The 12,699-nt window shown below is 68.0% G+C and carries 14 protein-coding genes; 9 read left to right on the top strand and 5 right to left on the bottom strand.

Going from position 1 to position 12,699, the window contains the following annotated elements:
- The first annotated feature begins 5 nt into the window (after window positions 1-5).
- Window positions 6-770: a hypothetical protein gene (locus HCU64_RS11250; protein WP_233383969.1), complete on the top strand. Its 765-nt coding sequence runs from the start codon at window positions 6-8 to the stop codon at window positions 768-770.
- A 104-nt stretch (window positions 771-874) separates the two neighbouring features.
- Here the strand turns inward: HCU64_RS11250 and flgH are convergent, their stop codons facing one another.
- Genes flgH through flgF form a run of 4 tightly spaced genes read right to left on the bottom strand, consistent with a single transcriptional unit; the run spans window position 875 to window position 4,280 of the window.
- Window positions 875-1,621: a flagellar basal body L-ring protein FlgH gene (gene flgH, locus HCU64_RS11245; protein WP_233384276.1), complete on the bottom strand. Its 747-nt coding sequence runs from the start codon at window positions 1,619-1,621 to the stop codon at window positions 875-877.
- A 34-nt stretch (window positions 1,622-1,655) separates the two neighbouring features.
- Window positions 1,656-2,708 (bottom strand): flagellar basal body P-ring formation chaperone FlgA, encoded by a 1,053-nt coding sequence (gene flgA, locus HCU64_RS11240; protein WP_233383968.1) that lies wholly within the window; start codon window positions 2,706-2,708, stop codon window positions 1,656-1,658.
- 14 nt (window positions 2,709-2,722) lie between these two features.
- On the bottom strand, window positions 2,723-3,514 hold the full coding sequence (gene flgG / locus HCU64_RS11235) for a flagellar basal-body rod protein FlgG (RefSeq protein WP_233383967.1): 792 nt from the start codon (window positions 3,512-3,514) through the stop codon (window positions 2,723-2,725).
- 25 nt (window positions 3,515-3,539) lie between these two features.
- A complete protein-coding gene (gene flgF, locus HCU64_RS11230) occupies window positions 3,540-4,280 on the bottom strand; it encodes a flagellar basal-body rod protein FlgF (RefSeq protein ID WP_233383966.1) in 741 nt (246 codons plus the stop codon).
- A 274-nt stretch (window positions 4,281-4,554) separates the two neighbouring features.
- On the opposite strand from flgF, the gene fliL reads away from it, so the two are divergent.
- From fliL to nadC, 7 genes are all read left to right on the top strand, one after another.
- Complete coding sequence (fliL, locus tag HCU64_RS11225) at window positions 4,555-5,103, top strand: flagellar basal body-associated protein FliL (RefSeq protein ID WP_233383965.1); 549 nt, start codon at window positions 4,555-4,557, stop codon at window positions 5,101-5,103.
- A 35-nt stretch (window positions 5,104-5,138) separates the two neighbouring features.
- Window positions 5,139-6,350, top strand: coding sequence for a flagellar motor switch protein FliM (gene fliM / locus HCU64_RS11220; protein WP_233383964.1), 1,212 nt, complete (start codon window positions 5,139-5,141; stop codon window positions 6,348-6,350).
- Between the two features lie 7 nt (window positions 6,351-6,357).
- On the top strand, window positions 6,358-6,840 hold the full coding sequence (locus HCU64_RS11215) for a DUF6468 domain-containing protein (RefSeq protein ID WP_233383963.1): 483 nt from the start codon (window positions 6,358-6,360) through the stop codon (window positions 6,838-6,840).
- Window positions 6,837-7,637 (top strand): MotE family protein, encoded by an 801-nt coding sequence (locus HCU64_RS11210; RefSeq protein WP_233383962.1) that lies wholly within the window; start codon window positions 6,837-6,839, stop codon window positions 7,635-7,637. Before HCU64_RS11215 ends, HCU64_RS11210 begins: the two co-directional genes overlap by 4 nt.
- A 246-nt stretch (window positions 7,638-7,883) precedes the next feature.
- Window positions 7,884-8,927: a quinolinate synthase NadA gene (gene nadA / locus HCU64_RS11205; protein ID WP_233383961.1), complete on the top strand. Its 1,044-nt coding sequence runs from the start codon at window positions 7,884-7,886 to the stop codon at window positions 8,925-8,927.
- Between the two features lie 4 nt (window positions 8,928-8,931).
- Window positions 8,932-10,485: an L-aspartate oxidase gene (locus HCU64_RS11200; RefSeq protein WP_233383960.1), complete on the top strand. Its 1,554-nt coding sequence runs from the start codon at window positions 8,932-8,934 to the stop codon at window positions 10,483-10,485.
- Window positions 10,478-11,338, top strand: coding sequence for a carboxylating nicotinate-nucleotide diphosphorylase (gene nadC / locus HCU64_RS11195; protein ID WP_233383959.1), 861 nt, complete (start codon window positions 10,478-10,480; stop codon window positions 11,336-11,338). The genes HCU64_RS11200 and nadC overlap by 8 nt, the downstream gene beginning before the upstream one ends.
- Here nadC and HCU64_RS11190 read toward each other — a convergent pair.
- Window positions 11,310-11,804 (bottom strand): GNAT family N-acetyltransferase, encoded by a 495-nt coding sequence (locus HCU64_RS11190; RefSeq protein ID WP_233383958.1) that lies wholly within the window; start codon window positions 11,802-11,804, stop codon window positions 11,310-11,312. The two genes, nadC and HCU64_RS11190, sit on opposite strands and share 29 nt — an antisense overlap.
- 227 nt (window positions 11,805-12,031) lie before the next feature.
- Here HCU64_RS11190 and HCU64_RS11185 point away from each other — a divergent pair, with 227 nt between their 5' ends.
- Window positions 12,032-12,670 (top strand): L,D-transpeptidase, encoded by a 639-nt coding sequence (locus tag HCU64_RS11185; RefSeq protein ID WP_233383956.1) that lies wholly within the window; start codon window positions 12,032-12,034, stop codon window positions 12,668-12,670.
- Window positions 12,671-12,699 lie beyond the last annotated feature (29 nt).

Here is a 12,699-nt window from a genome sequence, read left to right as displayed (position 1 = left end):
CGAGCATGAGCGTGGCGTACGGGATCAGGGACGAGCCGGTCGTCCCCTATCTCGAATTGCCCGTTACGCCCGTGCTCGACCTCGGCGAGCCGCGGCCATTGCGGCTCGCCGTGCCGCTGCTCCTGGCTGCGGGCTGGGGTGCGCTGCTGACCTTCAGCGTGATGTTCCTGATCGAGGACGGCCATAACGCCGTGCCGGTGCCAGACCGTACGAGCGTCTCCGAACGGCCCGAGGCCGGTCGGATCCGCGAGGCGCAGGCGCCCGCGCCGGTGCGCCCGCAGGAACCGGCCCAGGTTGCCGCATCCGTGGTCGAGCCCGCTGCCGCGCCGGCTGACGTCCTCAAGGTTGCGAGTGCGACGGTCGAGCCGTTGCCTCCCGCGACGCCATCGCCGTCATCTGCGACTTCTCCCGCGCCCATCCCCGTGGCGATCGCGCCGAATACCGTTCCCCATCCCCCAGGCCTGCCGATCGAGCGCGTCGGCTATGTCGGGGTATGGGGACCGAATGCCCAGGCGTGCGGCTCGCGTTCCCGCCGTCGCGGCTACCTCCCGGCGACGATCACCGAGGACGGCGCCAGGGCCGGTCGCACGCTCTGCCGCTTCCGCAACGGCCGGCGCGACGGCGTCGCCTGGACCGTCGCTGCCGATTGCAGCGACCGCGGCCGAAACTGGACCTCCCAGGTGCGCCTGCTCGTGGACGGAGACCGTCTGATCTGGACGAGCGCCAAGGGCTCGTCCTCCTATGTGCGCTGCGGTCGGCGCGACGGCTGAGCCGGTCTCGTTCGAAACCCAGGCGGACCTCGGCTCCTCCCCGCACGCGGGTGCGGGGATGCGCACCGTTGAGTTCGATCGATTTGGAGCCAGCGTGCCGGCCCTTAGAATGGCAGCAACACGTCGACGATCTGCTGGCCGTAGCGGGGCTGCTGGACGTCGGTGATCTGGCCGCGGCCGCCATAAGCGATGCGCGCCTGGGCGATCTTCGTGGAATCGATGGTGTTGTCGGACTCGATGTCCTCCGGACGCACTACACCGGCGACGATGAGCTCGCGCACCTCGAAGTTGATGCGGACCTCCTGCTTGCCCTCAATGACGAGGTTGCCGTTCGGCAGCACCTGCGTGACCACGCCGGCGATGTTGGTGGTCACGGTCTCGGCCCGCTGAACCGAGCCCGCGCCGTCGCTCGATGAGTTCGAGGTCGCCGTGAGAAGCTTGTCCGCGCTGATGCCGGCGGCGGCGACGGCGGCCGACTTCTCGAGCCCAAACGCGTTGGGCAGGCCCACTCCCTCCGCGTTGCTACGGGAGCGCTTGGTCTCGTTGTTGAGGTTGGCCTGGTCGGTGATGTTCACCTTCACCGTCAGGATATCGCCGATTCGGGCGGCGCGCTGATCCTTGAAGAACGCGCGCGAGCCAGTCCGCCACAGGGAATTCGGCGCGTAGGAGACCGGCTGCACATCCGGCATCGGCAAGCGCACCGGCTTGTAGCCTGGCTGCGAGGTCGGGTCGTCGATCGCCGACAGCTTCGGTTGAGCGCCGATCTGCGAGAGACGGTCGACCGTGTTGCAGGCGCCGAGGCCGGCGCAGCTGATCGCCAGCGCGAGGAGATGGGGAGCGCGGAGAGTCATGGACAAGGGCCGCTCTGACGAGACAGGGACGGGTTCAGTTGATGCGGGCGGGAGCGGAGGCGCTCGCCTGCACGATCGGCTGGCTGCGGGCGGGTCCGACCGAGACGCGGCCAGGGCCGATCACGGTGGCCTGAAGGATCTTCTTGGAGGACGGGTTCGTCACCGAGACGGACGCACCGAGGCGGCCTGCCTCGTTGGCGATGCCGGTGAGCGAGAGAGAGACGCCGGGCATCTCGAAGACGATGGCGACGGCGTCGCCGCGCTGCACGAGCTCGGGTGGTGCGGCGTCGCCGGTCCGCAGGACCGAGCCGGCGCTCAAGCTGCGCTGGGCGATCTGGCCCACGAGACTGGCGCCGTTGCCGACTGTGTCGGCGCCGAGGCCTTCGCGCGGGCGGCGCTCCAGCACCATGTCGGCTTCGGTGAGGGCTTCGCCGCGATTGAGCGCGCGGGTCAAGACGGCGACCTCGCGGATCTCGATCATCTGCCCGGTGACGCGTAAAGAGGCTTGGCGGTCGCCGAGCACGATCAGGCCGGCGACGCGGTGCGAGCGCGCCTCGTAGGTTACGTCGACGGCGTTGGCCTGGCCGTCGAGGCTCACCGGCGCGAGCAGCGTGGCCTCGCCGTCGATGCGGATGGCGATGTTGGTCGCGTCGAGGCCCTGGCTCGTGGCGAGCGCGCGCTTCAGCGCAGCTTCGATCTCCGGCGGGCCGACGCGGCGGGCGGCCCGCTGAACTTGGATCTGGCTGCGGCCGCCGGTGTCGATCGAGCCGAGAGCGAGCTTGTCCACCGCCTCGGCGATGCGACGGGTCTGGATGGTGCCGGAGGTGCCGAGCGCTGGAGCGCGAAACAACGGCCGGGCACCGAGGGAAGCGGGCGCGTTCTCGATGAGGTCCCCGAGCGTCAGCACGTCGCCCTTGGCGGTGATGTCGCCGCGCAGGCGCAGCGTGTCGGCGCGCGCCAGCGACGGCAGGGCGAGCGAGGCCGCGACGAGGGCCGAGACCGCGAGCACGGCGCGAACGATCATTCCGGGCGTCGGAACGGGCGCGCGGCGGAGGGGCGGCTGGCGGAGCTGTTTCAGGGGCTGCATCGGGATCACGAGCCTTAGCCGCGGAACATCTGGGACGTGGTGGAGAGCATCTGGTCGGCCGCCGTGACGACCTTGGAATTCATCTCGTAGGCACGCTGCGCGGCGATCAGGGACGAGATCTCGGTGACGGCGTTGACGTTCGCCTCTTCGAGGTAGCTCTGCTGCAGGTTGCCGAAGCCCTCGGAGCCAGGCAGGCCAGTGATGGCCGGGCCGGAGGCAGCGGTCTCCTTGAACAAGTTGTCGCCGATCGATTCTAGGCCGACCTTGTTGATGAAGCGCGCGAGTTGGAACTGGCCGAGCGTCTGCGGGGCGGTCTGGCCCGGCAGCGTCGCCTGGACGGTGCCGATGGCCGAGATCGTCACCGAGGTCGCGGTGTTCGGCACGGTGATCGATGGGTCGAGCAGGTAGCCGTCGCGGCTGACGAGGTTGCCCTGCGCGTCGAGGTCGAACGAGCCGTCGCGGGTGTAGCCGTAGGTCCCGTCCGGCATGCGGATGCGGAACAGGCCCTCGCCGCGGATGGCGACGTCGTAGTCCTTCTCCGTCGAGGTCAGGGTGCCCTGGCCCATGGCGCGGGCCGTCGAGGTCGTCTTTACGCCCGAGCCGAGGGCGAGGCCCGCCGGCAGGATCGTGTTCTGGTCCGAGGTCGAGGAGCCGGCGCGGCGCAGGTTCTGGTAGAGCAAATCCTGGAAGTGCACCTGCTGACGCTTGTAGCCAGTGGTGCGCAAGTTCGCGATGTTGTTGGAGATGACCTGAACGTTGAGTTCCTGGGCCGCCATGCCCGTGGCGGCGGAGTAGAGAGCGCGCATCGTAGGTGTTCCTTCGCGCTAGGGGTCAGGCGACGTCGGCGAGACGGCGGATCGCCGTGCCGCGCAGATCGTCGAGGCGGGAGATGATGCTCGACACCGTCGTGTAGGTGCGGTTCACGTCCATCAGCCGGGTCATCTCGAGCACAGGCTTGACGTTCGACTTCTCCAGCGCGCCGGGTTCGACGCGGCCGTCGATGCCAGCGGGACGGGGCTGCTCTGTCGACGAGTAGACGTTCGCGCCCTCGTTCTTGAGGGCGTGCGGGTTCTTGAAGGTGACGAGCTTGATCCGGCCGCGGATGCCGAGATTGGTCGAAACCGTGCCGTCCGGCGCGATGGCGAGGCCGGTCTCCTGCTGGCTGACGGTGATCGGGCCGCCATCGCCCTGCACGGTGTAGCCGTCCGAGTTCACGATGGTCCCCTTGGCATCGATCTCGAAGGCGCCGTTGCGGGTGAAGCGGTCGCCGGCCGGAGTTTTCACGACGAGGAAGGCGTCGCCGCGCACGGCGACGTGCATCGGGTTCCCGTCCGGCTCGATCGGGCCCTGGCTCAGGTCGAGCGGCGTTCCCTGATCGACGACGTAGGAGACACGGCGGTCTGAACCCATGAAGCTGTCGGCCGAGGCCGTCGGCATCAGGTATTCCTCGAAGCGGGCGCTACGGGCCTTGAAGCCAGTGGTCGAGACGTTCGCCATGTTGTTGGCGATGACGTCGAGCTCACGAGCGAGCGCCACCTGGGACGAGACACCGACGAAGAGCGCGTTCTGCATGGATGTCCAAGCCCCAAACCGACGAGCGATACGGAACCATCTCCGCACGAGCCGTGCCAGGTGAGGATTTCTCGTTTTTCCCTTGAAGCTTAGATGGTTAACGCGAGGCCTGCATCGGTATGGGGGCCTGCGCGCTCTGCCGTCGGCAAGTCCGACTCGGCAGAATTTGCCGTACTTAATCGAGCGTTAACCACGATCGGCAAAAGCTTGGCTCACGAGGTCGCGCCATCGCGATCCGTGTTTCGCCGCGCGGTGCGTCTCAGGAGCGTTCGGAATGGCCAAGAAGCCCAAGAAGGCCCCTGAAGGCGAAGAAGGCGCCGTCGCCGAGGCTCCGAAATCCAAGAAGAAGCTCATCATCATCGTCGCGGCCGCCGTCCTGCTGCTCGGCGGCGGCGGTGGCGGCTATTTCATGATGAAGAAGCCGGCCGCGGCCTCCGGTGAGCAGGCTGACGCGCATGGCGCGCCCGCGGCCGAGGGCGGCGGCGGGCATGGCGCGGCCGCGCCGAAGATGGGTGTGGCCTTCCTCGAGGTCCGTGACCTCGTCGTAAACCTCACGCCCGAGCCGGGCCAGTCGAAGGGCGGCTATCTCAAGCTCAAGGTGGCGCTCGAACTGAAGAACAGCCTGGTCGAGCAGGAGGTGAAGCCACTCCTTCCGCGCGTCGAGGACACGTTCCAAACCTACATGCGCGAGCTGCGCGCCAGCGACATCTCCGGCTCGGCCGGCCTCTACCGTCTCCGTGAAGAGCTCCTGCGGCGCGTCAACGTCGCGATCCACCCGGCCAAGGCAGAGGCGGTGCTCTTCAAGGACGTCGTCGTCCAGTAACCGGCCCAGGCGCCAGAGAAGCGATCGAGACGACGATGGCCGACGAACCCGAGGAAGACGACTGGGCGGCAGCGCTCATCGAGCAGAACGAGAATGGCGGCGGCGATTCCTCGCTGGCCGAAGAATGGGGCGCGGCCCTCGCCGAACAGGGCACCACCAACAATACCGGTGACGTCGCCGCCGAATGGGCGACGATGATCGAAGACGGGGAGACGGAAAACCTCCCCGAGCTCGCCGGCAACGACCGCATCCTCGTCCAGGACGAGATCGACGCGGTTCTCGGCTTCTCGCTGCGCGAGCTGTCGGCCTCGGGCGCCGGCGGCGTGCGCGCCATCGTGGATTCGGGCGTCGTCCAGTACGAACGCCTGCCGATGCTCGAAATCGTCTTCGACCGGATGATCCGGTTGCTGTCGACGAGCTTGCGCAACTTCTTCCAGGACAACGTCGAAGTCTCCCTCGACGGCATCACCTCGGTCCGCTTCGGCGACTATCTGAACGCGATCCCGCTGCCGACGCTGCTCGGCGTGTTCAAGGCGGATACCTGGGAGAATTCGGGCCTCGTCACCGTCGAGCAGACGCTCGCCTACTCGACCCTCGACCTGCTGCTCGGCGGCAAGCGCGGCGGGTCGGCGACGCGCCTCGACGGCCGGCCCTTCACCACCATCGAGATGAGCCTGGTCCGGCGCCTCGTCGAGATCATCCTGACCGACCTCGAAGCCTCGTTCCAGCCGCTCTCGCCGGTGCGTTTTTCGATCGACCGCATCGAGACCAACCCGCGCTTCGCCACGATCACGCGGCCGGCCAACGCCGCCATCCTGATCAACCTGAAGCTCGATATGGACGGCCGAGGCGGCGGCCTGCAGATCCTGTTTCCCTACGCGACCATCGAGCCGATCCGTGAACTGCTCATGCAGAGCTTCATGGGCGAGAAGCTCGGCCGCGACCACGTCTGGGAAAGCCATCTCGCCACCGAGATCTGGCAGGCCGATGTCGGGATGGACGCCGTGCTCCACGAGATGACGATGCCGCTGCGCAAGGTGATGGCGCTGAAGGTCGGCGACACCATCATGTTCGAGCAGAAGGCCTCCGATCTGATCACCGTTCGCTGCGGTGACTGGGCGCTGACGCAGGGCCGCATCGGCCGGATCGACGACAACATCGCCGTCCAGGTGGCGCGGCCGCTGCGCCGCTCTCGCACGACGCTGCAGGCCTTCGAGGCCGCCACCTCCAACCGAACCGACGGCTGAGACGGCCATGTCCCTCTTCATTACCCTCGCCGCCGACGCCCTCGTCGCCGTCCTGCTCGTCGCGACGATCCTCACGTCGGTGAAGCTGTCGCGGCGGATCGCCACGATGAAAGCCGACGAGCCCGCGATGCGGAAGACCATCGGCGACCTCGTCACGGCGAGCGCGGCGGCCGAGCGGGCCATCGCTGGCCTGCGCGCCGCACTCGACGAGTGCGACCGCGGCCTCTCCGAGCGCCTCGACTCCGCCGAGCGCGCAGCAACGCGACTCGAGGATCATGTCGAAGCCGGCGAAGGGGTGATCTCGCGCATCGGCGCCATTGTCTCGCAGGCCGGGCGCCATGCAGTGCGCCGTGAGTCCGAACCGGTGGCTTCGCCTGCAACCGTGGCGGTGCGGTCGGTCTCCACCAGCGAACGGCTCGACGTGGCACTCGCGGCCGCCCATGCCATGTCCGAACGGGCCCTCGACCGGCTACGGGCCAAGGCCGCATGAGCACCAAGACGGCGCAAGCCAAGGCGAAGCCCGCGAAGGCCAAGCCGCGCCGCCGGCTTACGGTTCTGGCGCAGCTGCCCGCGCGGCCGTTCCGCCTGATCGATGCCGTCACCATGGCGGCGGTGGGACTTCTCGTCCTGAAACTGACCGCACTCTTCAATGAGGGCGCCCCGCCACCCGACTTCTCCCGCGCCGGCTACGAGCTGCTGGACCCGACGACCACGGGCTCGATCACGCCGAAGGAAAAGGCCGCCGAGGCCGCCACACCGGCCGAGCCGCCGGTCTATCAGCCGGCCGCGAAGGAGCTGGTCTCGCCGACCGAGCGCGCCATCCTCGAAAAGCTCGCGAACCGCCGCGACACCCTCAAGCAGCGCGCCGACGAACTCGATCTTCGCGAAAAGATGCTCGGCGAGGCTGAGAAGAAGCTCGAAACCGGCGTCTCGACGCTGCAGCAGGCCGAGGACAAGGCCGATCTCAACGGCGCGAAGAAGGCCGAAGCCGAGCGTGCCGGGCTCAAGAGCATCGTCACCATGTATGAGACGATGAAGCCGAAGGACGCCGCCCGCGTCTTCGACCGGCTCGGCCTCGACGTACTGGTGCCGATCGTGCTGGCGATGAACCCCCGCAAGATGGCTGAGGTCCTTGCAGTGATGGGCGCCGAGCCGGCGGAAAAGCTGACTGTGGCCCTGGCCAACCGTGCCCGCGGCCTCGACGCTGCTCCCGCGCAACAGGCCAGTGCTGGCGGCCTTCCCGCAAACGAGTTGCCCGCCCTCGATCCCGGTCTGCCTGCGCGATAGGCGCCCCAGTGATCGCTGAGATGGTCCCAGCTCTCAACGCGTCGTGACGGTATGTCGGACCAGTCTACGCTGCGGTGAAAACGGACGCTTCGTAAACAGTTTGAGCCTTCGGCGGGCGGTGTTGCGCCGCATCGGATTTTTGCGTCGCAAAAACGATATGCTCAGTCTCAGCATATCTGGACAAGGCCGAGACTCGCTCCTAACTTAGGCGGCACAATGCTCATTATGAGCATAAAGGAGCTTGCCATGGCAGCGACCTCAGCCCTGCAGCGGGACCCCCGCTTCGACGGTCTGCCGCTTCCGGATCTCTATGCTCGCGTCAGCCGGCATATCCCGGCGATCGAATGGCCGGCGCTTGCCCCGGATATCGAGGCAATTCTCCGGCTGAAGCGCGAGCGCAACGCCGTGATCCTGGCCCACAACTACCAGGCGCCGGAAATCTTCCACACGGTGTCCGACATCGTCGGCGACAGCCTCGCGCTCGCCCGTGAGGCCGTGACGGTCGATGCAGACGTGATCGTGCTCGCCGGCGTCCACTTCATGGCCGAGACGGCCAAGATCCTGAATCCGGAAAAGACCGTCCTGATCCCGGATATGGGCGCTGGTTGCTCGCTAGCCGACTCGATCACAGCCGAGGATGTGCGCGCACTCAAGCGGAAATACCCGGGCGTGCCGGTAGTGACCTACGTCAACACCTCCGCCGCGGTGAAGGCCGAGTCGGACGTCTGCTGCACGTCAGGCAACGCCGCGGACGTCGTGCGGGCGCTCGGCGCGCCGCGGGTTCTGATGATCCCAGACGAATTCCTCGCCCGCAACGTCCAGCAGCAGGTGCCCGAGGTCGAGATGCTGACCTGGGCCGGCCATTGCGAGGTCCACGAGCGTTTCACGCCCGACGACATCGCTGCCGTGCGCGACAGCTACCCCGGCGTGACCGTGATCGCCCATCCGGAATGCCCGCCGGAAGTGGTGGATGCGTCCGACTTTTCCGGCTCCACCGCGATGATGATGAACTTCGTCACCGAGAAGCGCCCGTCGCAGGTCGTGCTGGTGACCGAGTGCTCGATGGCCGACAACATTGCCGTGGCGAACCCGGACATCGAGTTCATCAAGCCCTGCAACATGTGCCCGCACATGAAGCGGATGTCGCTGCGCAACATCCGTCGCGCGCTGGAGACGATGACCCACGAGGTCACCGTCGAGCCGGCGCTCGCCGATCGCGCGCGGCTTGCCGTCGAGCGCATGCTCGCGGTCAAGCCGACCCCAGTGGTCTCGCCCGTTCTGAAGTCCTGACGCCATGAGCATCGTCTCGCGCAGCCCCGCCGACCGCGTGATCGTGGTCGGTGCGGGCGTCGCCGGCCTCGCCACGGCCCTGCGCCTGGCGCCCCGGCCAGTGACCCTCGTCACCGCCGCTCCCCTCGGTGACGGCACCGCCACCGGCTGGGCCCAGGGCGGCATCGCCGCCGCGATCGGCGCCGACGACGCGCCGGCCCTCCACGCAGCTGATACCGAGGCGGCCGGCGCCGGGCTGACCGAGCCGGATGTCGCGCTCGCCGTCGCGAGCGCGGCCCCGGGCCTGATCGACTGGCTCGTCGGGATCGGCGTCGCCTTCGACCGCGATGATGAAGGCGGTCTCGCCCTCGGGCTGGAAGCGGCCCATAGCCGCCGCCGGATCGTGCGCGGTCGCGGGGATTCCACCGGCGCCACCGTCCTCGAAGGGCTGGTGCGGGCCGCGCGCGCGACGCCGTCGATCGACGTGCTCGTCGCCGAAGCCAAGGCCTTGATGCAGGACGCGAACGGCGCGGTCTGCGGCCTGGTCTGCGAGGCCGACGGCGCGGCTTTCCGCCTGCCGGCCCGCGCCGTAGTGCTCGCCACGGGTGGCGTCGGCGGCCTCTATGCCGCCACCACCAATCCGCGCGGGGCGACCGGCAGCGGGCTGCTGCTGGCGGCACGCGCCGGCGCGACCCTGCGGGATCTCGAATTCGTGCAGTTCCACCCGACGGCCATCGCCGCCGGCGCCGACCCGATGCCGCTGGCCACCGAGGCCCTGCGTGGTGAGGGCGCTGCCCTCGTCGATGGCGATGGCGGACGTGTGATGGCCGGGATCAGCGGGGGCGATCTCGCTCCGCGCGACGTCGTCGCCCGTGCCATCTTCCAGGCCCAGACTGATGGCCGTGAGGTCTTTCTCGACACGCGCGGCGATCTCGGCATGGCGATGACGCAGCGTTTCCCCACCGTGGCCGGCCTCTGCGCCGGGCTCGGCATCGATCCGGCGCGCCAGCCGATCCCAGTTCGGCCGGCTGCGCACTATCACATGGGCGGCGTCCTCGTTGACGACGAAGGACGAACCGACGTCCCGGGTCTTTGGGCGTGCGGCGAGGTCGCCTCGACGGGCCTGCACGGCGCCAATCGTCTGGCCAGCAACTCGCTCCTCGAAGCCCTCGCCTTTTCCGGACCGATCGCCGCCTCGATAGAGGCAGCGCCACCCTCATCTCTGATCGGCGAGGCGACGATGCCCGAGCGGCGTCGCAGTGATGATGGCCGCGCGTTGCCGGAGGTGCGTGCCCTGATGGAGCGCCAGGTCGGTGTCGTACGTGACGACGGGGGTCTGCGTGCCGCGATCCACCGCCTGCGTGAACTCGCGAAAACTGGGTCCGATGCTGCGCTCACCGGCCTGATGATCGCCGTGTGTGCTCTTTCTCGCAAAGAGAGTCGCGGAGGCCACTGGCGCCGCGACTTCCCGGGGCAGGCTGCTCGCTATCATACGCTGACGACCCTCGCGGAATGCCTCCTTGCGGCCGAAAGCGTCGCGGCCGGTGAAACCCTGGTGGAAACTCTGACCGATGCCTGACGCCACCTTGCTTCCGCTGCCGCGCCTCCTGGTCGAGCCGATCGTTCGGGCCGCGCTGCTGGAAGATCTCGGCCGCGCCGGTGACATCACCACCGATGCCATCGTGCCGGCTGCGGAGCGGCTCTCGGGCGTCATCGCCTCCCGTCAGGATGGCGTGATCGCCGGGGTCGATACGGCGGTGATCGCTTTCGGACTGATCGATCCGGCGGTGGCTGTCACCGTCGAGCGCGGCGATGGTGTCCGCGTCGTGCCCGGCGATACTGTCATCCGCCTCGACGGTCCGGCGCGCGCCATCCTCACCGCCGAGCGCGTGGCCTTGAACCTGCTTTGCCGCCTCTCGGGCGTCGCCACGGCGACGTCGGCTCTGGTTGAGGCGGCCCGTCCGCATGGCCACGCCAAGATCGTCTGCACCCGCAAGACCACGCCCGGCCTGCGTGCCCTGGAGAAGCACGCGGTCAGGGCCGGCGGCGGCTCGAACCATCGTTTCGGTCTCGATGATGCCGTGCTGATCAAGGATAACCACGTCGCGGTGGCTGGCGGCATCGTTCCCGCAATCGAGCGCGCCCGCGCCCATACCGGCCACCTGGTCAAGATCGAGGTCGAGGTCGACACTCTCGCTCAACTCGAACAGGCACTCTCGGTCGGAGCCGATGCGGTGCTGCTCGACAATATGAGCCCGCAGACCCTGGCCGAAGCGGTGCGCCTGGTCGATGGACGCGCCATCACCGAAGCCTCGGGCCGTATCAATCGCGAGACCGTCGGCGCGGTGGCAGCCTCTGGAGTCGATCTGATTTCCGTGGGCTGGATCACGCACAGCGCGGCGATCATCGATCTCGGGCTCGACGCGGCCTGACGACATCGCGGCGCATGCGGTAGCGCTGGAACGTCTGTCCGTTCTTGGACACCGTGTCCGGCGCGACCACGCGAAAGCCCTGCGCTGCAAAGAAGGGACGGGCGGTGATGCTCGCCTCCGTCACGAGCGCGTCGAGCCCCAGCCGATCGGCCTCGCATGCAACCGCCTTGAGAAGAGCGCGCGCGACACCCCGCCGCCGGTGGGCGAAATCGACGTACAGCATGTCGATATGCCCGTCGGGTTCGAGATCGGCGAAGCCGGCTGGCATGCTGCCGACAGAAGCGATCCAGGTCGGCCGGCTCGCCCGCTGGGCCGCGAATGCCGAGCGGTCGACGGATGCCCAAGCTGCGATCTGCGGAGGTGAATAGTCGGCCGAGGCAATGCCACGGATCGCGCTCTGAAAGATCGCGATGACCGCGTCCAAATCGGATGTCTCGTAAGCGCGGATCACCATCGCACCGCTCATGAAGGGATCCTTAAACGGGTAGCGGCCGCCGTGACTTGATCCCCGCATAAGGCTAAGCTGCCACAGTGTTGCCACGCGGTCACGAGTTTGGCCGAACCGGCGTCGACCTGCGAAATGAGCTTGGCTTTAACGCCGGGCGGGTTAGGTCTGGACGGCGATCCGCGCGTTTTGTGTGCGGGCGTTATCCACCGAGTTTCCACACTTCTGCCTGCCTACGAGAGGCTCTGATGCGCCGTTTCGTCACCGCCCTCGCGGGCCTTGCTTGCGCGTCCGTCGCGCTGGCTGCGCCTGCCTCCGCCTATGAGATCGACCCGCTGACGCGCCAACCGCTGACCGACGTGCTGACGGTGCGTGTGCGCCCGCAGAACGCGTCGCTTCCGGCTGCCGACCCGCTCGAGCAGCAGGCCACCGTGCCGCAGGCTTCGGCGATCCAGAAAGAGGTCGTGGCCTATAGCGGGCCCTACACCCCGGGCACGATCGTGGTCTCGACCGCCGAGCGCCGCCTGTACCTCGTCATGGCGAACGGCGAGGCCATGCGCTACGGCATCGGCGTCGGTCGCCCGGGCTTCACCTGGGGCGGCACGCAGAACATCACCATGAAGAAGGAATGGCCGGATTGGCGTCCGCCGTCCGAGATGCTGAAGCGCCGTCCCGACCTGCCGCGCTACATGAAGGGCGGCATCGAGAACCCGCTCGGCGCCCGCGCCATGTATCTCGGCAACTCGATCTACCGCATCCACGGCTCGAACGAGCCGGAGACGATCGGCACCGCCGTCTCCTCGGGCTGCATCCGCATGACCAACGAGGACGTCTCGGACCTCTACACCCGGGTCAAGGTCGGCACGCGCGTGATCGTGCAGCGCTGAGGCGCTCCATCGCCTCTGATCGATCGAAG

It is taken from the genome of Methylobacterium sp. C25 (genome assembly GCF_021352225.1).
Classification (GTDB): Bacteria; Pseudomonadota; Alphaproteobacteria; order Rhizobiales; family Beijerinckiaceae; genus Methylobacterium.
The sequence above is the reverse complement of the archived record's forward strand: the minus strand, read 5'-3'. Positions and strand labels throughout refer to the sequence as shown.